This window comes from Haloferax sp. AB510 (genome assembly GCF_024136985.1).
In the GTDB taxonomy this organism is placed as follows: Archaea; Halobacteriota; Halobacteria; order Halobacteriales; family Haloferacaceae; genus Haloferax.
This window is the reverse complement of record NZ_JAMYJY010000067.1, coordinates 1-21698: the sequence shown is the minus strand read 5'-3', so window position 1 is coordinate 21698 and position 21698 is coordinate 1. Positions and strand designations below refer to the sequence as shown.

General features: G+C 66.1%; 20 protein-coding genes and 2 pseudogenes. 14 read left to right on the top strand and 8 right to left on the bottom strand.

Features of this window, described 5'->3' with window-relative positions; genetic code table 11:
• Nucleotides 1-154 precede the first annotated feature (154 nt).
• Together NKF06_RS13315 and NKF06_RS13310 are read right to left on the bottom strand one after the other, a co-directional pair.
• Nucleotides 155-649 (bottom strand): Tfx family DNA-binding protein, encoded by a 495-nt coding sequence (locus NKF06_RS13315; protein WP_253245668.1) that lies wholly within the window; start codon nt 647-649, stop codon nt 155-157.
• A 76-nt stretch (nt 650-725) separates the two neighbouring features.
• Nucleotides 726-1196 (bottom strand): TRAM domain-containing protein, encoded by a 471-nt coding sequence (locus tag NKF06_RS13310; RefSeq protein WP_253245667.1) that lies wholly within the window; start codon nt 1194-1196, stop codon nt 726-728.
• 90 nt (nt 1197-1286) lie between these two features.
• On the opposite strand from NKF06_RS13310, the gene NKF06_RS13305 reads away from it, so the two are divergent.
• Complete coding sequence (locus NKF06_RS13305) at nt 1287-1976, top strand: hypothetical protein (RefSeq protein ID WP_058826773.1); 690 nt, start codon at nt 1287-1289, stop codon at nt 1974-1976.
• A 39-nt stretch (nt 1977-2015) separates the two neighbouring features.
• Here NKF06_RS13305 and NKF06_RS13300 read toward each other — a convergent pair whose 3' ends face one another.
• The gene (locus NKF06_RS13300; RefSeq protein ID WP_049904989.1) at nt 2016-3011 is read right to left on the bottom strand and encodes a radical SAM protein; all 996 of its coding nucleotides are present in this window, start codon (nt 3009-3011) and stop codon (nt 2016-2018) included.
• A gap of 106 nt (nt 3012-3117) precedes the next feature.
• Here NKF06_RS13300 and NKF06_RS13295 point away from each other — a divergent pair, with 106 nt between their 5' ends.
• Nucleotides 3118-4989: a PAS domain S-box protein gene (locus tag NKF06_RS13295; protein ID WP_253245666.1), complete on the top strand. Its 1872-nt coding sequence runs from the start codon at nt 3118-3120 to the stop codon at nt 4987-4989.
• 128 nt (nt 4990-5117) lie between these two features.
• Nucleotides 5118-6251: a DUF373 family protein gene (locus NKF06_RS13290; protein WP_253245665.1), complete on the top strand. Its 1134-nt coding sequence runs from the start codon at nt 5118-5120 to the stop codon at nt 6249-6251.
• Nucleotides 6252-6330: 79 nt separating this feature from the next.
• Here NKF06_RS13290 and NKF06_RS13285 read toward each other — a convergent pair whose 3' ends face one another.
• The 4 genes from NKF06_RS13285 to NKF06_RS13270 all read right to left on the bottom strand — a co-directional run bounded on the left by NKF06_RS13285 (nt 6331) and on the right by NKF06_RS13270 (nt 10330).
• Nucleotides 6331-7173: a polyprenyl synthetase family protein gene (locus NKF06_RS13285; protein ID WP_050458509.1), complete on the bottom strand. Its 843-nt coding sequence runs from the start codon at nt 7171-7173 to the stop codon at nt 6331-6333.
• Between the two features lie 149 nt (nt 7174-7322).
• Nucleotides 7323-8276 (bottom strand): electron transfer flavoprotein subunit alpha/FixB family protein, encoded by a 954-nt coding sequence (locus tag NKF06_RS13280; protein ID WP_058826770.1) that lies wholly within the window; start codon nt 8274-8276, stop codon nt 7323-7325.
• Nucleotides 8273-9070, bottom strand: a complete 798-nt coding sequence (locus tag NKF06_RS13275; protein ID WP_058826769.1) for an electron transfer flavoprotein subunit beta/FixA family protein — start codon at nt 9068-9070, stop codon at nt 8273-8275. The genes NKF06_RS13280 and NKF06_RS13275 overlap by 4 nt, the downstream gene beginning before the upstream one ends.
• A 69-nt stretch (nt 9071-9139) precedes the next feature.
• Nucleotides 9140-10330: a hypothetical protein gene (locus tag NKF06_RS13270; RefSeq protein ID WP_253245664.1), complete on the bottom strand. Its 1191-nt coding sequence runs from the start codon at nt 10328-10330 to the stop codon at nt 9140-9142.
• A 145-nt stretch (nt 10331-10475) separates the two neighbouring features.
• Between NKF06_RS13270 and NKF06_RS13265 the strand changes: the two are divergent.
• Together NKF06_RS13265 and NKF06_RS13260 are read left to right on the top strand one after the other, a co-directional pair.
• A pseudogene (locus NKF06_RS13265) lies at nt 10476-11844 on the top strand (hypothetical protein).
• A 39-nt stretch (nt 11845-11883) separates the two neighbouring features.
• Nucleotides 11884-12366, top strand: a complete 483-nt coding sequence (locus tag NKF06_RS13260; protein WP_253245663.1) for a type IV pilin — start codon at nt 11884-11886, stop codon at nt 12364-12366.
• A gap of 62 nt (nt 12367-12428) precedes the next feature.
• Here the strand turns inward: NKF06_RS13260 and NKF06_RS13255 are convergent, their stop codons facing one another.
• The gene (locus NKF06_RS13255) at nt 12429-13052 is read right to left on the bottom strand and encodes a methyltransferase domain-containing protein (RefSeq protein ID WP_004973651.1); all 624 of its coding nucleotides are present in this window, start codon (nt 13050-13052) and stop codon (nt 12429-12431) included.
• 154 nt (nt 13053-13206) lie between these two features.
• Here NKF06_RS13255 and ahaH point away from each other — a divergent pair, with 154 nt between their 5' ends.
• The 9 genes and pseudogenes from ahaH to NKF06_RS13210 all read left to right on the top strand — a co-directional run.
• Nucleotides 13207-13539, top strand: coding sequence for an ATP synthase archaeal subunit H (gene ahaH, locus NKF06_RS13250; RefSeq protein ID WP_008091423.1), 333 nt, complete (start codon nt 13207-13209; stop codon nt 13537-13539).
• Entirely contained in the window at nt 13526-15736 is a 2211-nt protein-coding gene (locus tag NKF06_RS13245) for a V-type ATP synthase subunit I (RefSeq protein ID WP_058826765.1), read from the top strand. Before ahaH ends, NKF06_RS13245 begins: the two co-directional genes overlap by 14 nt.
• Before the next feature lie 197 nt (nt 15737-15933).
• Nucleotides 15934-16167: a F0F1 ATP synthase subunit C gene (locus NKF06_RS13240; RefSeq protein WP_231608312.1), complete on the top strand. Its 234-nt coding sequence runs from the start codon at nt 15934-15936 to the stop codon at nt 16165-16167.
• Nucleotides 16168-16188: 21 nt separating this feature from the next.
• Complete coding sequence (locus NKF06_RS13235; RefSeq protein ID WP_058826764.1) at nt 16189-16773, top strand: V-type ATP synthase subunit E; 585 nt, start codon at nt 16189-16191, stop codon at nt 16771-16773.
• On the top strand, nt 16770-17816 hold the full coding sequence (locus tag NKF06_RS13230; RefSeq protein WP_253245662.1) for a V-type ATP synthase subunit C: 1047 nt from the start codon (nt 16770-16772) through the stop codon (nt 17814-17816). Before NKF06_RS13235 ends, NKF06_RS13230 begins: the two co-directional genes overlap by 4 nt.
• Nucleotides 17813-18133, top strand: a complete 321-nt coding sequence (locus NKF06_RS13225; protein WP_058826762.1) for a V-type ATP synthase subunit F — start codon at nt 17813-17815, stop codon at nt 18131-18133. Before NKF06_RS13230 ends, NKF06_RS13225 begins: the two co-directional genes overlap by 4 nt.
• A gap of 6 nt (nt 18134-18139) precedes the next feature.
• A complete protein-coding gene (locus NKF06_RS13220; RefSeq protein WP_253245661.1) occupies nt 18140-19900 on the top strand; it encodes an ATP synthase subunit A in 1761 nt (586 codons plus the stop codon).
• Between the two features lie 4 nt (nt 19901-19904).
• Nucleotides 19905-21311, top strand: coding sequence for an ATP synthase subunit B (locus tag NKF06_RS13215; protein ID WP_042663443.1), 1407 nt, complete (start codon nt 19905-19907; stop codon nt 21309-21311).
• A 129-nt stretch (nt 21312-21440) separates the two neighbouring features.
• Nucleotides 21441-21698, top strand: a pseudogene (locus tag NKF06_RS13210) (bacterio-opsin activator); the annotation flags it as partial.

Below are 21698 nucleotides of genomic sequence, written 5' to 3'. Positions count from 1 at the left end.
GGCCGAACTCGCCGTGACGACGACCGTGTCGCCGTCGAGTCCGAGGTCCATGTCCGGTGCGACGACCGCCGCGAGCAAAAGCGTGGGCCTCGCGGCACGACGTGGGGTGAACCGGAGGCGTCGGACGCGACGCGGTTCCAGCGCGGGTGCGCGGTCAGACTCCGTCGGCGTGCCGGCGGACCCGGACGCGCCCGTCGCTCGTGACGCCGACGAAGAGTTGTTCTTTGATTTCTCGCCCTTCCACCGCGTCGCCGGCCGCGTCGGAGACGATCTTCATCAGGTCCGGCGCGGTCTGGTTCACCTTCACGCCCGCCTCGTCGCAGGCGTCGTACACCTGCTTGGGCACGTCGTAGAGGTCGCTTCCGGCGGGGACCTCGACGCGGACCGGCGCGGTGAGCGCGTCGACGAACGTCACCGTCTCGCGGGCCTTCTCGACGTTGGCGCGGGCGCTGGCTTCGATGCTGGAGACGTTCGCCCGCGAGGTGCCGAGGGAGTCGGCGATAGTCGACTGGCGGATGTCCCGCTCGCGCAGCGCGAGCACCTCCGCTTGCCTCCGGGTGAGGACGCTCGTCTCCGGGTCGAACCCGGCTCTATCGAGGAGTTCGTCTACGTCGGGGACCGTCTCGTCGTCGCGTCGGGCGTCGCTCATACCACGGGGTAGGTCTCGGGGGTGAAAAAAGATACAGCAGGCTGACTGTCCACGGGACGCCGCCGACGAGTCGGCGTTATTCGCCCCAGAAGTTGTCTCGGCTCCCGAGCGCCTCGGGGCGCTTCGGGCCGTCGCGACCGCTCTGCTTCTTCTCGGAGTCGGCTCCGGTCTTCTCGCCCGCGTCCGACTCGACGTCTTCGGCTTCGGGGTCCAGCGGCAGGCGCTCGACGATTTTCTTCGCGCGGGCGTGGCTCCCCTTCACCCGGTCGATGCGGACGATGGCGCGCGCGTCCGGCAGGAGCCCGTCCACGAAGACGATGAAGCCGTCTTCGGTCCGGCCGACTCCGGCACCGCTCTCGTGGATGTCCTCGACGGTGACGATGACCTCCTCGCCCGGCTTGACGGGCTGCTGTTTGAGCTCGTAGATGGGGCGCTCGTAGTGGTCGCACCACTCCGCGCCGCCGCGGTCGCCGTAGTACTGGCACCCCATGCCCGCGATTCGTTCTGAGAAGCTCGGGCAGTCGTCCGCGAGTGGACAGTCGGACATGCGGGGAGGTACACTAGGGGCACTCTAAACGCTTGCGGGTAGCCCGTCCGCCGCCGAAACGCTTTCCGTCGCTCGCTCGAACCCCGCGGTATGGCAGAACGCGTCCCCGAGTTCGCACTCCTCATCGGCGTCTTCCTCGGCCTGTCGGCGACCGTCTCCGCGGCGGTTCTCTCGGGGACGCTGTTTCGCCCGCTCCTCTTCGGTGCCGTCGTCTGTTACCCCTTCGCCGCCTTCGGCGTCCTCCGGTCGGCCGACCCCTCGGAGGCGCTCCCGCCGCGGGTCGTCCTCGGCCTCGGCGCGGCAATCGGCCTGCTGACCGCGGCGACCGCCGTCCTCGAACGCGCGACGGTCGAACCACTCGACGGCGTGTTCGCCGCGGTGGTGGTCTCACTTCCGCCTGTCGCCTACGCGGTCCGGTTCGGCGCGGACGTGAACCCGCTTTCCCCAGTCCAGTCACTCGTCTGCTGTGCGGTCATCGGCGCGGCGTTCCTCGCGCTCGCGCCCCGACTCGGAACGGTGAGCGCGCTCCTCGGGTTCGTCCTCGGACTGTCGGGGGCGCTCTACGCCGACGCCCGCGGGTTCCGGCCGACACATCGCCAACAGCGCGCCGGTATCGCCGCGGGCGTGCTCGTCGGCGTATCGGTCGCGGTCATCGGCATCGCGATGCAGCTTCCGCTCGGTCCGACGACGGCCGCGGCCGTGGCGCTCGCGCTCACGCCGAGTCTGTTCGTCGCGCTCACGAGAAACCGGGCGCGGCGGAACCACCGCTTTCAGTCGTGATGGCGGCGTGAAAATCTGGACCGAAAAGAACGGAGACACTCAGGCCAGCGGCGTCCGCTCGACGACCGTCCCGTCGTAGGTCGGGTACTGCTCGACGATTTCGCCGTCGTCAACGTCACCGTCTTCGATCATCTCTTCGAGGAGCCACCACGCGACCTCGACATGGTTCGACTTGATGCTGTAGAACTCGTCGGGGACGCCGAGTTCGATGAAGCGCTCGGCGGGCGTGTAGGTCTTGCCGTAGACGAGCGTGCCGTCGTCCGTCACCTCGTCGAACGGGCGGCGGAGGTTGCGGGCCATGCGCTTCAGGCGGTTTCGGTGCTGGGCGGCGTCCTTGAACACGGAGGTACAGAAGTAGACGCGCTCGTGGTCGCCCATCTCGTCGAGGATGGCCTCCTTCGAGCCGTCGACCGCCGACATGTGGCCGTCCTGCAGTTCGTAGCCCTTCTCCTGCATCCGGCGGTAGTTGCCGTCGGACATCTCGAACTCGTTGATGTTGCAGAACTCCGCGGCCCCCTCGTCGAGGAAGTCGAGGAACTCCCGTTCCGCGCGGATGCCCGGGATCTCGAACGCCGGGGTGAGTCCCTCCTCGCGGGCGATGTAAAGGATGTCCTCCCACTCGGTGCCGTGCATGTCGCCCCAGAGTTCGAGCGGCGGGTGGAAGCGAATCTCGTCGAGGCCGGCCTCGGCGAGGCGGCGCATGTTCTCGCGCCCGCCCGTGATACCCGTGTAGAGGTGGATGTGATGGTCCTCGCCGAACTCGTCTTTGAGAAGCGAGATGTAGCGGCAGGTCTTGTCGAGCGCTTCCTGCGGTTCGCCGCCGGTGATAGACGAGCCGAGTGCGTCCATGCGTTTCGCCTCCTCGATGACGTCCGCGTCGGACTCGACCTTTCGCTCGTTGGCGTACACGTCGGTGACGTTCTTGCGATTCTCGCCGAGCGGGCAGTAGAAACAATCGCGCTGGTCGCAGTACCCGTAGACGAACAGCACCATCTTCCCGCCCATGGCGCACTGTTCGCATCCCTTCGAGATCATTCGATTACGGAACCGTACTTGGCGCATCGTCAAAAGGCGTCCGACTTTGTCCGGGGACCTTCCGCTCGCCGGTACGGTTATTGTTGTATATGACTGACAATATACCATGTCTATCGGTCCCGTCGTCCACGCTGAAGGTCCGGTCCGGGTCCTTCTCGTCGACGACGACCCCGAAACCGTCGCAGATACGGTTCCGGCGCTCGAGGCGTGCGACCGTCTCGAGATCTCGGCGGTCGACGACCCGGCCGCGGCGCTCGAGGCGCACGCCGAGTCGCCGTTCGACTGTATCGTCACCGAGTTCGAGTTCGACGGCACGGCCGGTCTCGACACGCTGCTCCACGTCCGCGAGTCGCCGAACCCGCCGCCGGTGATTCTGTTCACGCGGCTCGATTCGGAGGACGTTGTCCGCGAAGCGTTCGCCGCCGGCGTCGCCGACGTGGTCGACAAGCGGCCGACCGACGTGCAACTCGCGGTGCTCGCCCACCGCATCTCGAACGCGGTCGTCGCGGCTCGGCAGTCGACCGAACTCAGCGAGCTGTACGCCTGGCTCCAGGTCATCGCCGAGCAGTCGCTCGTCGGCCTGTACGTGATACGCGACGGCCGAATCGAGTTCGTCAACGAGTACCTCTCGAACCTGCTCGGCTACGACATCGATGAGATAGTCGGTCGGCCCATCACGGACTTCATCGTCGAGGAAGACCGCGCCATCGTCGATGAGAGCCTGAAGAGCCGGGAGCACGGGAGCGTCGAATCGATGTCGTACACCGTCCGCGTCAGCAACCACGCCGACGAGCTGACCACGCTGGAAATCACCGGCCAGCGGACGACGGTCGACGGCGAGCCGGTCGTCGTCGGCACCGCGATGGACGTCACGGCCCGACTGGAGTCCGAACGGCTCCTCCGGCGCTCCGAGCGCCTCACCAGGCAGATAATCTCGTCGCTTCCGGACATGGTGTTCATCTCGGAGCCGACCGAACTGGACATCGTCTACATCAACGACCAGTTCGAGAACGTCTGGGGACGAGACGTGTCGCTCCTCTACGAGGACCCGCGTTCGTTCCTCGACCTCGTCCACGTCGACGACCGCGACCAACTGCGGCGGGCCATCGACGAGATGTTCACCGACATCCGAGACGGCGTCGTCGACGAGCAGTACGAGTACGAATTCCGGTTCATTCCCGAGGAGAGCGAGACCATCCGCTGGGCGAACGCCCGCGCGGTCCCACTCCTCGACGAGAACGGCGACGTGACGAACATCCTCGGCGTGATGTCCGACCTCACAGAACGAATCAGCCACGAGCGCGAACTCGCCCAGCAGAACGCCCGGCTCGACGCCTTCGCTCGCGTCCTCTCGCACGACATTCGCGGGCCGCTGGCGGTCGCTCAGGGACGACTCGAACTCGCCCGTGAACTCGGCGACGACGGCCACCTCGACCACGTCGAGCGCGCCCACCGGCGCATCACCGACGTGGTCGAAGACGTGCTGTCTCTCGCCCGCGACGGGCGTTCCGTCCTCGACGCGGAGGAAGTCTCGCTGGCGGACGCCGCGGCAACCGCGTGGGAGATGTGCTCGTCGAACGCCGGCAACGTGCGCTGTGAAATCGGCGAGCTACCGGTGGTCGAAGCCGACGAGAACCGGACGACGCGCCTCTTCGAGAACCTGTTTCGGAACGCGCTTCAGCACGCCCGCAGTTCCCAAGACGACGACTCGGAACTCGTGATTCGCGTCGGTGCCCTCCCGTCACACCGCGGCTTTTTCATCGAGGACAACGGCCCCGGTATCCCGGGATCGATTCGCGACCGCATCTTCGACTCGGGCTTTTCGACCAAGGACGGCGACGGAAACGGTCTCGGACTCGGTATCGTCCGGCAGATTGTCGACTCTCACGGCTGGGTAATTCGGGTCGCCGACGGCGGGTCCGGGGCGCGCTTCGAGGTGCTTTTCGACCCCGTCGGCGAGGCCGGCGCGTCCGACTGACCGGCGCGGCTTGCGGGGGCCACGACCTCGCCGCGACGGCCGTCCGTCCGCCCCGCGAGACCGACCGACCGCACCACCGCGGACGCGCCCCCGAAAGCAGATATATCCCCGTGGCATAGGAGTCAACGATGCTCTTGGTCCTCTGTGTCGACCTCGACGACGACCTCGGCCGCAAGACGGGTCTCTCGACGCCCGTCGTCGGCCGACAGCGCGTCGAGGACGCCGCGGTGGCGCTGGCAACCGCGGACCCGGAGGACTCCGACGTGAACGTCCTCTTTCAGGGCATTCAGGTCCACGACGAACTCCTCGAATCGGAAGACGAGGAGGTCGAGGTCGCGGCGGTCACCGGGTTGGAAGGCAGCGACGTGAAGGCGAACCGCGCTATCGGCGACGAGATAGACACCGTCCTCGCGAGCCTCTCGACCGGTGAGCCCGTCCACGCCATCGTCATCACCGACGGCGCACAGGACGAGTCGGTCCTGCCGGTCATCCGCTCTCGCGTCCCCATCGACGGGGTCCGTCGGGTCGTCGTCAGACAGGCCCAGAACCTCGAATCGATGTACTACACGATGAAGCAGGTGCTCGCCGACCCCGAAACCCGCGGGACCATCCTCGTCCCGCTCGGCATCCTGCTTCTCATCTACCCATTCGTCACCATCGCCAGTTTCTTCGACGTGCCCGGTGCGGTCGTCCTCGGCCTCATCTCGGCGCTGCTCGGCCTGTACACGCTGTTCCGCGGGCTCGGCCTCGAATCCGCCGTCGACGAGGCGGCAAACCGGGCGCGCAACGTCCTCTACGCCGGTCGCGTCACCATCATCACCTACGTCGCCGCCGCGGCGCTCCTCGTCGTCGGCGGCGTCCGCGGGGTCGAACTCCTCGAAACCGTCTCCGACAGCGTCGGCGGTGACCCCGCGCCGGGACTCATCCTCGCGACGCTCGTCCACGGCGCTGTCGAGTGGTTCGCTGCCGCCGGCATCACGAGCAGTCTCGGCCAGGTGACCGACGAGTACCTCCACGACCGGTTCAAGTGGCGCTACCTCAACGCGCCGTTCTACGTGTTCGCCATCGCCATCGTGCTGTACGCGCTCTCCGGCTTTTTCCTCCCCGAGGGCGTCTTCGGCGTCCAGAAGTTCTACCTCCCCGGCCTCGCCGTCGCACTCACGGTCGGCACGCTCCTCGGTGTGCTGAGCACGCTCACGTTCGCGGTGGCGGAGTCGCGCTACCCGACCGGCTCGGACGGCGACGGCGAGCAACCGGCGTAATCAGTCACGGGCGGCATCGCCACTCGGCGTGTTCTGTGGTTTTTCGGCATCGACGGTTCCGAACTCGAACTCGCCCCGTTTAGCTCTCGCGGACGATGACGAACTCCGCGAGGTCGCGGAGGTACTCAAGCGGCTCCGAGTCCTCGACGCCCGACGAGTCGAGAGCCGAAAGCGCTTCGTCGGCCTGCTGTCTGGCCCGGCGGTTCGCTTCCTCGGGGGTCAGGTCCGTCACCTGTACGAGCGACGGCCGGCCCATCTCGGCGTCCTGTCCCGTGGGCTTGCCGAGTTCCTCGGCGTCGGCCGTGGCGTCCAGCACGTCGTCGCGAATCTGGAAGGCGACGCCGACGCGGGCCGCGTAGTCGCCGAACGCCTCGACGACGTGGGCGTCGCCACCGGCGGCAACCGCACCGAGTTCGGCGGCGGCGCGGAACAGCGCGCCCGTCTTGCGGTGGGCGAGCTGCATGTACTCGTCTTCGTTGGACGGGACCGCGACCAGTTCGGTCGCCTCGCCCTCGCCGAGTTCGACCATCGACTCGGCGACGATGCGGGTGGCGCGGTCGGACGACGAGAGGAGGGCGAACGCCTCGCCGAGCAGGCCGTCGGAGGCGATGATGGCCGGGCCGTAGCCGTACTCGGCCCACGCGCTCGGCGTGCCGCGGCGGATGTCGGACCGGTCGATGATGTCGTCGACGACGAGCGAGGCGTTGTGGACGAGTTCGACGCCGACCGCGAAGTCGACGGCGTCTTCGGGGGTGCCACCGACGGCCTCGCAGGCGAGGATGGTCACGGCGGGGCGGACGCGCTTGCCCCCCGCGAGAGCGACGTGGTCGAGTTGGTCGGCGAGTTCCGACGGCTCGACCGCCGAGACGACCTCCTCGAGGCGGTCGTTTACCATCGTGACCCGGCGCTCCAGGTATTCCATTGTCGGTTCGTAGGGTTGGGTAGGGAAGTACGTACCGGATTTGGAGAAACCGCGCGACTGGGGTGCGGCGGTAGTCGGAGAAAACGCGCCCCGGAGACGTCGCTCACGAGTTCGCACCGCAAAAATCTGGACCAAAAACAGGTGGTCGCTTACTCGAACTGCTCGATGAGTTCCGGAACGACCTCGAAGAGGTCGCCGACGATACCGTAGTCGGCGATGTCGAAGATGGGCGCGTCGGGGTCGGTGTTGATGGCGACGATGTTCTCGGCACCCTTCATCCCGGCGACGTGCTGGACGGCGCCGGAGATGCCGATTGCGATGTAGAACTTCGGCGTGACGACCTTTCCGGACTGGCCGACCTGTCGGTCCTTCGGGAGCCAGCCGTTGTCGACGATGGGCCGCGACGACGAGAGCGTCGCGCCGAGCGCGTCGGCGAGTTCCTGTACGAGTTCGATGTTCTCTTCTTCTTCGATGCCGCGGCCGACGGAGACGAGCACGTCGGCGTCGGTGATGTCCACGTCGCCGCTGCCGACTTCCTCGAAGCCGGTCACGCGCGAGCGCACGCGAGACTCGTCAAGGTCGAACGAGAAGGCCTCGACCGCGGGCTCACCCGACTCCTCGGCGGCGTCCCACTCGCCGGGGCGGACGGTGACCGCGGCGCGGTCGGCGTCGACCTCGACGGTCGATTCGACCTTCGAGGCGTACATCTCGCGGGTGACGACGAGGCCGCCGTCGTTCTGCAGGCCGATGGCGTCGGTCACGAGCGGGAGGTCGAGGCGCTCTGCGACCGCGGGGGCGTAGTCGAGGCCGTTGACCGTGTTGCCCATGAGGACGTACGTGGGGTCGAGTTCCTCGAAGAGGGCCGCGACGGCCTGTACGTACACGTCGTGGTTGAACTCGTCGCCCTCGGCGACGGTGTGAATCGCGTCCACGCCGGCGAGCGAGAGCTCCTCGGCGAAGGCGTCCACGTCGCCGCCGATGACCGCCAGGTGGAGGTCGCCGCCGGTGTCGCCGACGAGGTCTGCGCCGGCCGTCACGAGTTCGAACGACACGTCGCGGAGGCTTCCGCGGCGGTGCTCGACGACGGCGAGCACGTCGCTCATTGCGCGCCCACCCCCTTCTCGCGGAGGACGGTCGCAAGGTCGGCGGCCTGCTCCCCGGCGTCACCCTCGAAGTAGGTCGCGTCGGACTCGGTCTCCGGCTCGTACACGTCGGTCAGGACGAGGTCGGACTCGACCGCCGCGGCGTCGAGGCCGAGGTCGGAGAGCGCGAGCGGCTTGATCTCCTTCGACTGGGCCTGCCGAATCCCGCGCAGGCTCGCGTAGCGGGGCTCGTTGATACCGGTCTGGATGGTGAGGACCGCGGGGAGGTCCACCTCGGTGAGCTCTTCGACGCCGCCTTCGAGCTCGCGGCGGACGTTCGCCACGCCGCCGTCGGTATCGAGGTCGAGCGCGTTCACGACCGCGGCCCACTCGAAGTCGATTGCCGAGGCGAGCGAGACGCCGGTCGCGCCGAAGCTGTCGTCGTTCGCCTGCACGCCCGTCAGGACGAGGTCGGGGTCTTCCTCCTCGACGACCGCCGAGAGGAGGCGCGTCTTCGCGCCCACGTCGAGCAGGTCCACGCCGTCGAGCGCGTCGTCCCACACGCGGACCGCGCGGTCGACGCCCTTGGCGAGCGCCATGCGAATGGTCTCCTCGGACCGCTCGGGGCCGATGGTGACGGCGACGACCTCCACGTCGTCGTCGCTCTCCTCGGCGATTTGGACGGCTTCCTCGACCGCGTACTCGTCCCACTCGTTGAGGTCGTAGTCGAGGTACTGGTCCGCCACGCGGAGCCCGTCGAGCTCGAAGTCCTCTTCGACCTCGGCGACCTCCTTGACGGTTACGAGAACTTTCATCAACGTTCACTACCGACGGGGGAGAATAAACGTTTTCGCACCGCGGCCGTCGGCGACGCCGTCGCCCGATTACTCCTCGTCTTCGTCCTCGTCGGGGAGCGAGATGAGGTTCTCGCGGCCGAGGCGCAGTTTCTCGACGCGCCCCTCGTCGGCCATCGCCGACAGGAGCTGTGAGACCTTGGCGTCGGACCAGCCGGTCTCCTTGACGATGTTCGCCTGCTTCATCCGCCCGCCGCTCCGTTCCAAGAGGAGTTCGACCCGCTCTTCGTCCGAGAGTAAGTCGAGGTCGATATCGTCGGGCGCTTCGCCTGCTTCGCCGTCGTCGTCACCCCCTTCGTCGGTGCCGAGTTCGTCGGCCGGCTCCGGCATCGGCTCCTGACGCCGCGCAGGCGTCGATGCCGACGGTCCGGCCGTGTCAGCGTCGGCCGGCCGCCGCCGGGCGAACAGGACGACTCCTGCCACGAGCACCAGGAAGATGATGGCACCGCCACCGACGAGCGTCCACGGGATGGCTCCGTCCGACCCTGTGGAAACGTAACTCACGCTTAGTTGCTCGGTCGACTCGAACGTCCGCGGCCCCTCGGCGACGACAGCGTTGTTCTCCAGCGGGATGTCCGTGTCACTGACGGCGTAGCCCGGGGGCGTCTGAATCGTGAGGTTCTGGTTCGACTGCAGCGAGGAGAGCCACGTCCCGCCATCGGCGGCCGAGAAGGCGTCCCCGACGCGCAGTCCCTCGTCGGTCTGTTCCGCGAAGTTCGTCCATGTGAACCTCAACACGAGGACGCCGGTCCCGTTTTCGACGTAGCCCGTCGTTGTCGCGTTCTGGACGGTCATCGACCGGCCGGTCTGCTCGGCGGCCGTCTGGCTGACGCGCTGAAAGAAGGCGGCATCGGGGCCGACGTCGGTGGCTCCCTGCTCGTACTCCTGTACGAACGCTTCGAACGCCGCGGTTTCGTTTCGCGTCTCGAGATCGTAGCGCATCTCGATGCGCCAGTCCGCCGAGCGGTCGTCGCGAACCCGAATCGATATCTCCGTCTGTGGCGACCGTTCGAGACTCGACTGCTGGGTGACGAGCGGTGCGCGGCCGAGGGCGGTGGGCGCTTGCGAGCGCGGGTCGGAACCGAAACCGTCGACTCCGGAGTCGTCGACTGCCGCGTCAACGCCGTGAGCGCCAGCCGCAGTCATATCTGTGGCCGCCGCCGGGACTGCGACACCGGAGACGATGGTGAGGAGGGCAACGATGAGGGCGGCGCTCCGCATACGTAAATCCGTTTCATCCGGCGATGAAAACGCTTTCCATCGATTCAACAGCGTCATACGCTGCCGAGGTGTGTTCTCCTTGGTCACTGTCGTCGACGGCGGCAAGAGGGTCATTTTAGTACCGGCGCCGTGTACCCCCACGTCGATGAAGGCCCTCCCGCTCGTCGTCGTCATGCTTTTACTGGCGTCGCCAGTGCTCGGCGCGGTCGGACCCGCCGACGGTTCGACCCGAGCGGCGGCTCTCGACGGGACGGACCCCGCGCAGGTAGAGTCGCCGTCCAACGAGACGATTCACGTCCTCGATATCCCGTCGTCTGAACTGGTTCAGGCGACGGTCGAAGCACACCACGTCGACCTCGGTCCGTCCCTCGACTTCGCCGCCCTCAGGGCCGGTGAACAGATTCAGACGGGGGCGTCCATCGAGCGCATCGAATCGGCGACTAACGACAACACCCGACAACAGCTCATTCTCGACGAGCTAAACAGCATCGAGCAGCGCGCGATTGCACTGCAAAGCGCGCAACGCTCCGCAATCGAACGGTTCAACGGGGGGGGACCTCACCGCGCGCGAACTCCTCGTCGAACTCGCGCGAATCGACGCCGAGGCCCGCGGACTCAACGAGCGACGCGTCGCCCTCCGCGAACTCGCCACCGAGACGCCGGACTTCTCTATCAACTCCGGCCGGCTCGCGGCGCTCGAACGCGAGCTCGACACGTTCACCGGTCCGGTTCGGAAGTACGCCGTCACGGTCATGTCCGGCCAGTCCGACACCGCTCGGTTCTCCGTCCGAACGAGCGAGACGGGCGTCGTCCTCAGCGTCGTGGCCGACGGCGAGTACGTCCGCGAGGCCTACCGCGCCGGGCTCCGCAACCGCGACCAGAGCACGGTCTCTTACGAGGAGGCCCTCGACATCGTCGCGGAGAGCTACCCCACCATCTATTCGAGCCGCGCCGCGCAGAACGGGACCAACGTCATCAGCGCCGGCGACAGCCACCGGGTGCGAATCAACTACGACCGCGGCCAGCTGACCGCCTACGTCGACACCGGAAGCGGGCGCGTGTTCAAGGAATCACAGACTCGACCCCTCACCTCGATAACGACCAGTGCCGTCGCGACCGAGGTCAAAGACGGCCTCACGCTCACTGTCGACCGGACCTACCCCGGCGGACCGCTCCGGATCCAACTGAACGAAAGCGGAAGCGACGACCCGGTAGACGCGAACGTCACCATCGGGCTCGAGGCCAGCCAGGAGAGTACGCTTCTCGGTCACACCGGTTCCGACGGGATGCTCTGGACCGTCTCGCCGTCGTCTCCCTACACGATTACGGTGATTAAGGGCAACTCGGCGGTCGTCCTCACCACTTCACCGACGTCGATACCCGTCCTCGTGACGAACACGACCGCGGGGACGAACGAGACCGCCGCGATGGCGTCGTCGACGCCGACAGAGTCGAGCGAGAGCGTCTCGGTCGTCTCACACGGTGCGGCGGTCGGTCCGCCGGCAGTCATCTGACCGGAGGTTCTTATGCCATGACGGGGCCACCCCGTCTCGATGTCTCGTCAGTTCCGCCGCTCGACTCGCGGCTCGTCCGTGCTTCTCGGGAGCGTGCTCCTCATCGGTCTCGTGGTCGTCGTCGCGGCTGCCGTGGGCGCGGCGGCGTTCGACGCGGCCGACTCCTCGCCGACGCCGACCCGACCGACAGCACTATCGCTCGCGGTTTCGGGTGACACGCTGTTGCTGACTCACGAGGGTGGCGCGCCGCTCGACGTGGACTCGCTCGCGATTCGCATCTCCGTGGACGGAGCGCCGCTCGCCCACCAACCGCCCGTGCCGTTCTTCTCGGCCAGCGGGTTCCAGCCGGGACCGACCGGTCCGTTCAACGCCGCGGCCGACTCCCGGTGGACCGCGGGCGAGACGGCGACGCTCGAACTCGCGGGGACGAACGACCCGGACATCGAACTCGGCGCGACGGTAACCGTCCGCGTCTTCGACGGGGAGACGCCGGTCGCGGCGCTCGAAGCGAGCGCGTCGTGAGTCAGTGGTGACGAAAACGAGCGTCCGAGTCGAACGCGCTGTTCGCTGTTCGCGGTTCGCGTTTATTCCTCTGGTGCGCGCGCGATGGTCACGATGGCTCGCGGGCTGCCCGGCTGGCGCTGGAGGATGTGGTGTTCGATGTCGACGAAGCCGGCAGCCTCGAACATTCGGTCGGCTTCCTCCTCGTCGTAGAACAGCATGATGGCGTCCGCCAACTTCTGGAAGACACCGGATTTCGGGTCGTCGGGACCGACGACGAGCACCTTGCTCCCGGGCTTCACGACGCGGCGGAACTCCTCGAGCGCGGTGACCGGGTTCGGCCAGTACTCGATGGAGCCGGACGACCAGATGACGTCGAAGGAGTCGTCGGCGAAGGGGAGCCGCTCTGCGTCCCCGCGATAGAACCTGACCTCGTCGTTCTTGCCGAATTTCTCCCACGCCTTCTGCATCTGGTGGATACTCTGGTCGAGGCCGTGGACGTCGTCGGTGTAGCGGAGCAGTCCCTCGGTTCCGAAGCCGGTGCCACAGCCCACGTCGAGGACGCGGTCGCCCTGCTGGATGTCGAGCATCTCCAGCGCCTCGTCGCGCATCTCCTCGTTCCAGATGAACGGGTTCACCCGGTCGTACACCTTCGAGAGGTACTTGTAGAACAGGCGGGCCCGCGCTTTGTTTTCGAGGACTCCCATCGCGCCGGGATTAGGACTCACCGATGATAACGGTGCGGATTCGCCGCGCCGGTCGGCGTTCACGGGGGTAAATCGCTGCGCCCCCCGAGCGTCTGTCACAGACTTTCCGCAAACACCTTATACAGCGCTTGTGCAACGTTCCTGTGATACGAGTATGCCGAGACAAGAGGTTCTCGAACGAATCAAAACGGCCGAGCAGGAGGCCGACGACATCGTTGAAGAGGCCGAGGCCAAACGTGAGGAGCTCGTCGCGGAGGCGCGTCGCGAAGCCGATGAGATTCGCTCCGAGGCCGAAGAAGAGGCCGCAGAGCTCGAATCCGAGCGTCTACAGGAGGGACGCGCGGACATAGAGTCGGAGCGGGAACGCATCCTCGAAGAAGGCGAGGACGCCCGCGACGAACTGGTTGCCGAGGCGGAAGACCACATCGACGACGCGGTCGAATTCGCCATCGGCCAATTCGAGGAGGCGGTTGATGCTCAGACCTGAGCAGATGAGCAAGGTCTCGGTGACCGGTTCCAAGGGCGTCATGCCCGAGGTCATCGAGGCTGTCCACGACCTCCGACTGCTGCACGTCACCGAATACGACGGCTCGTGGCAGGAGGAGTTCGGATTCGAGACGGGGTCGCCCATCGAAGGCGCCGAGAGTGCGTCCGACAAGCTCGTCACCGTCCGCTCGCTCAAGAGCATCCTCGGGGTCGAAGACACCGACTCCGGCCGGCAGCGCATCGTCCCCGACGACGCGCTCGGCGAGCCCCTCGAAGAGATTCGAGCCGAGGTCAATGAACTGGACGACCGCCGCTCCGAGCTCGAAAACGAGCTCCGCGCGGTGGACGAAGAAATCGACGCGATGGAGCCGTTCGTCGACCTCGGACTCGACCTCGACCTGCTTTCGGGGTACGAGACCCTGCAGGTCGTCGTCGGACAGGGGAAGGTCGAACCCGTCGAGCGTGCCGTCGTCGACGCCGACGACATCAACGCCTACGAGATCTTCTCGGGTGAGCGCACGCACGCCATCTTCGGTCGCCCGGTCGACGGTGCCGACGAGATGGCGCTCGCCGACGCGCTCGTCGGCGTCGAGTTCGCTACGCTCGAAGTCCCGGACGCCTCGGGAAGCCCCGAAGAGCACATCCGCGACCTCGAACAGCAGAAGCGCGAAATCGAGTCGAATCTCGAGACCGTCGAGTCCGAGCTTCACGACATCGCCGTCGAGGAGGGCGAGTTCCTCCTCGCGGCCGAAGAGCGCCTCGCAATCGACGTCCAGAAGACGGAAGCGCCGCTTTCGTTCGCGACGACGGAGAACGCCTTCGTCGCCGAGGGCTGGATTCCGACCGAGCGCTACAACACGTTCGCGGGCACGCTCAAAGACGAGGTCGGCGAGCACGTCGCCGTCGAGGAACTCGAACGCGCCGAGTTCTCCCGTGACGGGCACGACCACGCGCGCGAGGAAGTCACCGAGACCGGCGGCACGGCCGCCGCCACCGACGGCGGAACGGTCTCGATGTCCAGCGACGACCCGCCGGTCGTCCAGAAGAACAGCGGCGCAGTCAAGCCGTTCGAAATCCTCGTGCAGGCGGTCAACCGCCCGAGCTACTACGAGTTCGACCCGACCATCATCCTGTTCCTGACGTTCCCGACGTTCTTCGGGTTCATGATCGGTGACCTCGGGTACGGTGTCATCTACACCGCCATCGGCTTCTTCCTCTACTCGAAGTTCGACGACGGCGCGATAAAGAGCATGGGTGGCGTCACCATCGCCGCGGGGCTGTTCACGACGTTGTTCGGCATCCTCTACGGCGAGATATTCGGCTTCCACCTCATCACCGAATACTTCTGGGAAGGCGTGCTCGGGATGTCGCACCCGCCTATCGAGAAGGGACTGTCGCCGGCCACCTCTGAGTGGGCCCTCGGTTGGCTCACCGTGAGCGTCGCCGTCGGTATCTTCCACGTCAACGTGGGGTACATCCTCGACTTCTTCGAGAACTACGAACTCCACGGTGCGAAGGACGCAGTCCTCGAAAGCGGCTCGTGGATCCTCATGCTGAACGGCCTGTGGATCTGGATCTTCAGCGACGCGCTCGGTGGCGTGCCGCCGGAGTTCCTGTTCACCACGTTCGCGGCTGACGGGCTCATCCCGCTCGGCTTCTCCGGCTTCTCGTTCACCGTCGGCTGGATCGGGTTCGGGATGTACGTCCTCGGTGCGGTGCTCCTCGGGATGGCCGAACTGGCCGAACTCGTCGAGTTCGCCGCCCCGCTTTCGAACGTCCTGTCGTACACGCGTCTCGGCGCGGTCCTCATCGCGAAGGCGTCGATGGCGTTCGCCGTCAACCTGCTCGTCTTCGGCGTGTACGTCGACGACCACGGCGGCTGGCACTTCGGGCTCGGCGGAATGCCCGACTCCGCCGCGGTTGCGGCACTCGGCGCGGGTGAAACGCTGAGTTACCACGGCTACGAAGTGACCGAGGTCCTGTTCGGCGGCATCTTCCACACGGGTGCCGCGGGCGTCGTGGGCGGACTGCTCGTCCTCGTCGTCGGTCACCTGGTCGTCCTCGCGCTCGGCGTCACGAGCGCCGGCCTACAGGCCGTGCGTCTCGAGTACGTCGAGTTCTTCAACAAGTTCTTCGAGGGCGGCGGCCGCGAGTACAACCCGTTCGGGTACGACCGCGAGTTCACGACCGAAGACTAACCCTCACCGGCGATTCTTTTTTGACTTTTGTCCGCTGGAAGCGACTGCTTTTGCAATGACGACGATTCCGCCGTCGTAGACAGACCGCTCCAGACGTTTTGGGAACCTTTATGATACGGCTGACGCCACATGCAGACGTTCGGAGACGACAATCCGGTACTCAGGAACACACAATGATTGAAGCAATTGAACCCCTCATGACTGCACTGCAGAATGAAACCGCTTCCTCGCCTGCGATCACCGCCGACGCTGCGGCGGCCCTCTCGGTCGGTATCGCCGCCTTCGCCGCAGGCTATGCGGAGCGTGGCATCGGTTCCGCTGCGATGGGTGCCATCGCGGAAGACGAGGACCTCTTCGTCAACGGGCTGGTCCTTACGGTTCTCCCCGAGACCCTCGTTATCCTCGCACTGGTCGTTGTCTTCGCGGCCTAAGCACCCCCTCTCTTTCCCATTATGAGTTTGGACAACGTCGTTGAGGACATCCGAGACGAAGCCCGCGCACGCGCAGAGGACATCAGGCAGGACGGCCAGGAACAGGCAGACGACATCGTCGCCGAGGCCGAGGCCGACGCCGAAGAGCTCCTCGAATCGCGGAAGGCGGACGTCGAGCAGCAACTCGAACGGGAGCGCGAACAGGCGCTCTCCAGCGCGAAGCTCGAAGCCAAGCAGGCTCGACTCAGCGCCCGTCGTGACGTGCTCCAGCGCGTCCGCGAGCAGGTCGAAAGCGAACTCGCCGAGCTGGAAGGCGACCGTCGCGAAGAGCTTACCCGCTCGCTGCTCGACGCGGCGTCGGTCGAGTTCGAAGACGAAGACGAGGTCTTCGTCCACGGCCGCGCCGCCGACGAGGACCTGCTTTCGAGCATCCTCGAAGACTACGACGGCTACGAGTTCGCCGGCGAGCGCGACTGCCTCGGTGGCGTCGTGGTCGAGGGCTCGAACTCGCGCGTCCGGGTGAACAACACCTTCGACTCGGTCCTCGACACAGTCTGGGAGGACAATCTGAAGGAAGTGAGTGCGCGACTGTTCGACGACCAATGAGCACTACAGGCGGCTCGAATCCCGAATACGTCATCGCTCGCGTTCGAGCGCGACGTAGTGCCCTGTTCGGCGACGAGGAGTACCGCAAACTGGTCCGTATGGGACCGGCCGAAATCGCTCGGTTCATGGAGGAATCGGAGTACGAGACCGAGATCAACGCCCTCGGGAGCCGTTTTTCCGGCGTCGACCTCATCGAGTACGCGCTGAACCGGAATCTGGCGAAGCAGTTCAACGATATCCTCGACTGGGCAGACGGCCGCCTCTACGACCTCATCGCGCGGTACCTCCGCAAGTTCGACGCGTGGAACGTGAAGACGGTTATCCGCGGTATCTACTCCGGCGCGTCCCGCGACGAGGTCGAATCCGACCTCATCCGCGCCGGCGAGTTCGACGACCGGCTCTTCTCGCGACTGCTCGACGCAGGCGAGATGGAGGAGGTCGTCAGCATCCTCTCCGGCACCATCTTCGGAGACGGCCTCGCGGCCGCCTACGAGGAGTACGAGGAAGTCGGCGTCCTCGTCCCGCTGGAGAACGCGGTCGACCGCGCCTTCTACGAGCAGTTGCTCGAGGGCCTGGTCGTCGGCGAAGAGGCAAAGCAGTACCGCGAGTTCCTCGAAGCCGAAATCGACTTCCGAAACGCCCGCAACGCGCTCCGAATCGCGCGGAGCGGTGCCGACCTCGACCCCGTCGACTACTTCATCGAGGGCGGCACGCTGTTCCGCGCGTCGGAGCTCGCGTCGCTGGCGACCAGCCCGGACGAGCTGGTGTCGAAAATCCGTGACAGCCGGTACGGCGACCGCCTCTCGACGGCCCTTTCGGACCTCGAAGAGGCAGACAGCCTCATCGGCTTCGAGCGTGCCCTCGACGCGGCGCTCTTGGAGTACGCGGACACGCTCGGTTACGTGTTCCCGCTTTCTGTCACGCCAATCGTCTCGTACATCCTCGCCAAGGAGCGCGAGGTGGACAACATCCGGGCCATCGCCCGCGGCCGCGAAGCCGGGCTGGACCCCGATGCAATAGAAGAGGAGCTGGTCATCCTATGAGCCAGGAAATCGCAGTTATCGGCAGTCCGGACTTCACCACGGGCTTTCGACTTGCGGGCGTCCGCAAGTTCGAGAACGTCCCGGATGAAGCGAAGGACGACGAACTCGACGAGGCCGTGACGCGAACGCTGGAGGACGAGGACGTGGGCATCATCGTGATGCACGAAAACGACCTCGACCACCTCTCGCGTAACGCCCGGCAGTCGGTCGAGCGCAGCATCGAGCCGACGCTCGTGACGCTCGGCGGTTCCGGCGGCGCGAGCGGCCTCCGTGACCAGATCAAGAGAGCAATCGGTATCGATCTGATGGACGAATAACCAAACATGAGTCAGGCAACACAAGATTCCGTTCGCGAGGACGGTGTCATCGCAAGCGTGAGTGGTCCGGTCGTGACCGCCCGTGGCCTCGACGCCCGCATGAACGACGTCGTCTATGTCGGCGACGAAGGGCTGATGGGCGAGGTCATCGAAATCGAGGGCGACATCACGACTATTCAGGTGTACGAAGAGACCTCCGGCGTCGGTCCCGGCGAACCCGTCGAGAGTACGGGCGAGCCGCTGACCGTCGACCTCGGTCCGGGGATGATGGACGCCATCTACGACGGCGTTCAGCGCCCCCTGGACGTGTTGGAGGAGAAGATGAACTCGGCGTTCCTCGATCGCGGTGTCGACGCGCCGGGTATCGACCTCGAAAAGAAGTGGGAGTTCGAACCGACCGTCTCCGAAGGCGACGAGGTCGCCCCCGGCGACGTCGTGGGTACGGTCCCCGAGACCGTGACCATCGAACACAAGGTCATGGTCCCGCCGGACTTCGAGGGCGGCGAGGTCGTCGCCATCGAGGAAGGCGAGTTCTCCGTCACCGAGACGGTCGCGGAACTCGACAACGGCGAGGAGATCACGATGCACCAGGAGTGGCCGGTGCGTCAGGCTCGCCCCGCCGCAGAGAAGAAGACCCCGCGCGAACCGCTCGTCTCGGGGCAGCGCATCCTTGACGGCCTGTTCCCCATCGCGAAGGGCGGAACGGCCGCGATTCCGGGTCCGTTCGGCTCCGGAAAGACCGTCACTCAGCACCAGCTCGCCAAGTGGGCCGACGCGGACATCGTCGTCTACGTCGGCTGTGGCGAGCGCGGTAACGAGATGACCGAGGTTATCGAGGACTTCCCGGAACTCGACGACCCGAAGACCGGGAACCCGCTCATGGCCCGGACGTGCCTCATCGCGAACACGTCTAACATGCCCGTGGCGGCCCGCGAGTCCTGTATCTACACCGGCATCACCATCGCGGAGTACTACCGCGACATGGGATACGACGTCGCGCTGATGGCCGACTCCACCTCCCGGTGGGCCGAGGCCATGCGCGAGATTTCCTCGCGTCTCGAAGAGATGCCCGGCGAAGAGGGGTACCCCGCGTACCTCGCCGCGCGTCTCTCCGAATTCTACGAGCGTGCCGGCTACTTCACGACCGTCAACGGCGAGGAAGGTTCCGTCTCCGTCATCGGCGCGGTTTCGCCGCCGGGCGGCGACTTCTCCGAGCCGGTCACGCAGAACACCCTGCGTATCGTGAAGACGTTCTGGGCGCTCGACGCGGACCTCGCAGAGCGCCGTCACTTCCCGGCGATTAACTGGAACGAGTCGTACTCGCTCTACCAAGAGCAGCTCGACCCGTGGTTCGTCGAGAACGTCGAGGACGACTGGGCCGAAGAGCGCCAGTGGGCCGTCGACGTGCTCGACGAGGAGAACGAACTGCAGGAAATCGTTCAGCTCGTCGGTAAGGACGCCCTGCCGGAGGACCAGCAGCTGACCCTCGAAATCGCTCGCTACCTCCGCGAGGCGTACCTCCAGCAGAACGCGTTCCACCCGACGGACACGTACTGCTCCCCCGAGAAGACGTACGGTATCCTCACCGCCATCCACGCGTTCAACGACGAGGCGTTCAAGGCGCTCGAAGCCGGCGTCCCCGTCGAAGAAATTCAGGCCATCGAGGCGGCTCCCCGGCTGAACCGCATCGGTGTGCAGGAAGACTGGGAGGCGTACATCGAGGACCTCAAAGCAGAGATCACCGAGCAGCTCCGCGAGCTGTACTGAGACCATGAAGGAATACCAGACTATCACCGAAATCAGCGGCCCGCTGGTGTTCGCCGAGGTCGACGAGCCGATCGGTTACGACGAAATCGTCGAAATCGAGACGCCCCAAGGCGAAACCAAGCGCGGACAGGTTCTCGAATCCTCCGAGGGCCTCGTCGCGATTCAGGTGTTCGAAGGCACGACCGGTATCGACAGGAACGCGTCCGTCAGGTTCCTCGGCGAGACCCTCAAGATGCCCGTGACCGAGGACCTCCTCGGGCGCGTGCTCGACGGGTCCGGCCAGCCCATCGACGGCGGCCCCGAAATCGTCCCCGACGAGCGTCGGGACATCGTCGGCGCGGCAATCAACCCCTACTCCCGCGAGTACCCCGAGGAGTTCATCCAGACCGGCGTCTCCGCCATCGACGGCATGAACACCCTCGTCCGCGGCCAGAAGCTCCCCATCTTCTCCGCGTCGGGGCTTCCCCACAACAACCTCGCGCTCCAGATCGCCCGTCAGGCGACGGTGCCCGAGGACGAAGACAGCGGCGAAGAGTCCGAGTTCGCAGTTGTCTTCGGCGCGATGGGTATCACGCAGGAAGAGGCAAACGAGTTCATGGAGGACTTCGAGCGCACGGGCGCACTCGAGCGCTCCGTCGTCTTCACGAACCTCGCGGACGACCCCGCAGTCGAGCGGACGGTCACGCCGCGTCTCGCCCTCACGACTGCCGAGTACCTCGCGTTCGACAAGGACTACCACGTCCTCGTCATCCTGACCGACATGACCAACTACTGCGAGGCGCTCCGCGAGATCGGTGCGGCTCGTGAAGAGGTCCCCGGTCGCCGTGGTTACCCGGGTTACATGTACACCGACCTTGCACAGCTCTACGAGCGTGCGGGTCGTATCGAGGGACGCGAAGGGTCTGTCACGCAGATTCCCATCCTCACGATGCCGGGTGACGACGACACGCACCCGATTCCGGACCTGACCGGGTACATCACCGAGGGGCAGATCTACATCGACCGCGACCTCAACTCGCAGGGCATCCGTCCGCCGATCAACCCGCTTCCGTCCCTGTCGCGTCTCATGGACGACGGTATCGGCGAGGGCCTCACCCGCGAGGACCACGCCGACGTGTCCGACCAGATGTACGCGGCGTACGCGGAGGGTGAAGACCTGCGCGACCTCGTGAACATCGTCGGTCGCGAGGCGCTGTCCGAGCGTGACAACAAGTACCTCGACTTCGCCGAGCGCTTCGAAGCCGAGTTCGTCAACCAGGGCTTCGACACGGACCGGTCCATCGAGGACACCCTCGACATCGGCTGGGACCTCCTGTCGATGCTCCCGAAGTCCGAGCTCAACCGTATCGACGAGGAGCTCATCGAGGACTACTACGAAGAAGACGCCGAGTCGGTCGAAGCGGAAGCCTAGACCCCGACGAACGCCGCGTTCGTCCCTCGGTTCGATTCTCCTCTTCTATTCGCGTCGTTCGTCTCCCGAGCCGCGCGGCCGCGCGCCGCCCGCGAGAACTTCCTTACGTCTCGGCCACGACGACCCCACATGGATGCCGCTTCGTCTCTCGCTCGCGTCCTCGCGGTCGTCGGTCCCGCCGTCGACCGGGAGCGACTGCTGGACGTACTCTCGCCGCTTTCGGTGTCAGTCACCTCGTCGGTCGGGGCGGCGGGCCAGCGCGCCGAGGACGAACAGGTCGACTGCGTCGTGCTCGCGACCGACCGCCTCGCGGACGTCGAAGCGGTCCACGGCGCGCTCGCGGTCCCGCTTGTCGTCGTCGTCCCGAGCGACGGTGACCTCTCGGCG

Bases quoted from the DNA above. Each gene is read 5' to 3' on its own strand.
- NKF06_RS13310 (WP_253245667.1), bottom strand. From the start codon at position 1,196: ATGTCCGACTGTCCACTCGCGGACGACTGCCCGAGCTTCTCAGAACGA.
- NKF06_RS13215 (WP_042663443.1), top strand. From the start codon at position 19,905: ATGAAGGAATACCAGACTATCACCGAAATCAGCGGCCCGCTGGTGTTC.
- NKF06_RS13230 (WP_253245662.1), top strand. From the start codon at position 16,770: ATGAGCACTACAGGCGGCTCGAATCCCGAATACGTCATCGCTCGCGTT.
- NKF06_RS13315 (WP_253245668.1), bottom strand. From the start codon at position 649: ATGAGCGACGCCCGACGCGACGACGAGACGGTCCCCGACGTAGACGAA.
- NKF06_RS13295 (WP_253245666.1), top strand. From the start codon at position 3,118: ATGTCTATCGGTCCCGTCGTCCACGCTGAAGGTCCGGTCCGGGTCCTT.
- NKF06_RS13280 (WP_058826770.1), bottom strand. From the start codon at position 8,276: ATGAGCGACGTGCTCGCCGTCGTCGAGCACCGCCGCGGAAGCCTCCGC.
- NKF06_RS13225 (WP_058826762.1), top strand. From the start codon at position 17,813: ATGAGCCAGGAAATCGCAGTTATCGGCAGTCCGGACTTCACCACGGGC.
- ahaH (WP_008091423.1), top strand. From the start codon at position 13,207: ATGCCGAGACAAGAGGTTCTCGAACGAATCAAAACGGCCGAGCAGGAG.
- NKF06_RS13305 (WP_058826773.1), top strand. From the start codon at position 1,287: ATGGCAGAACGCGTCCCCGAGTTCGCACTCCTCATCGGCGTCTTCCTC.
- NKF06_RS13285 (WP_050458509.1), bottom strand. From the start codon at position 7,173: ATGGAATACCTGGAGCGCCGGGTCACGATGGTAAACGACCGCCTCGAG.
- NKF06_RS13220 (WP_253245661.1), top strand. From the start codon at position 18,140: ATGAGTCAGGCAACACAAGATTCCGTTCGCGAGGACGGTGTCATCGCA.
- NKF06_RS13300 (WP_049904989.1), bottom strand. From the start codon at position 3,011: ATGATCTCGAAGGGATGCGAACAGTGCGCCATGGGCGGGAAGATGGTG.
- NKF06_RS13275 (WP_058826769.1), bottom strand. From the start codon at position 9,070: ATGAAAGTTCTCGTAACCGTCAAGGAGGTCGCCGAGGTCGAAGAGGAC.
- NKF06_RS13245 (WP_058826765.1), top strand. From the start codon at position 13,526: ATGCTCAGACCTGAGCAGATGAGCAAGGTCTCGGTGACCGGTTCCAAG.
- NKF06_RS13240 (WP_231608312.1), top strand. From the start codon at position 15,934: ATGACTGCACTGCAGAATGAAACCGCTTCCTCGCCTGCGATCACCGCC.
- NKF06_RS13270 (WP_253245664.1), bottom strand. From the start codon at position 10,330: ATGCGGAGCGCCGCCCTCATCGTTGCCCTCCTCACCATCGTCTCCGGT.
- NKF06_RS13235 (WP_058826764.1), top strand. From the start codon at position 16,189: ATGAGTTTGGACAACGTCGTTGAGGACATCCGAGACGAAGCCCGCGCA.
- NKF06_RS13290 (WP_253245665.1), top strand. From the start codon at position 5,118: ATGCTCTTGGTCCTCTGTGTCGACCTCGACGACGACCTCGGCCGCAAG.
- NKF06_RS13255 (WP_004973651.1), bottom strand. From the start codon at position 13,052: ATGGGAGTCCTCGAAAACAAAGCGCGGGCCCGCCTGTTCTACAAGTAC.
- NKF06_RS13260 (WP_253245663.1), top strand. From the start codon at position 11,884: ATGTCTCGTCAGTTCCGCCGCTCGACTCGCGGCTCGTCCGTGCTTCTC.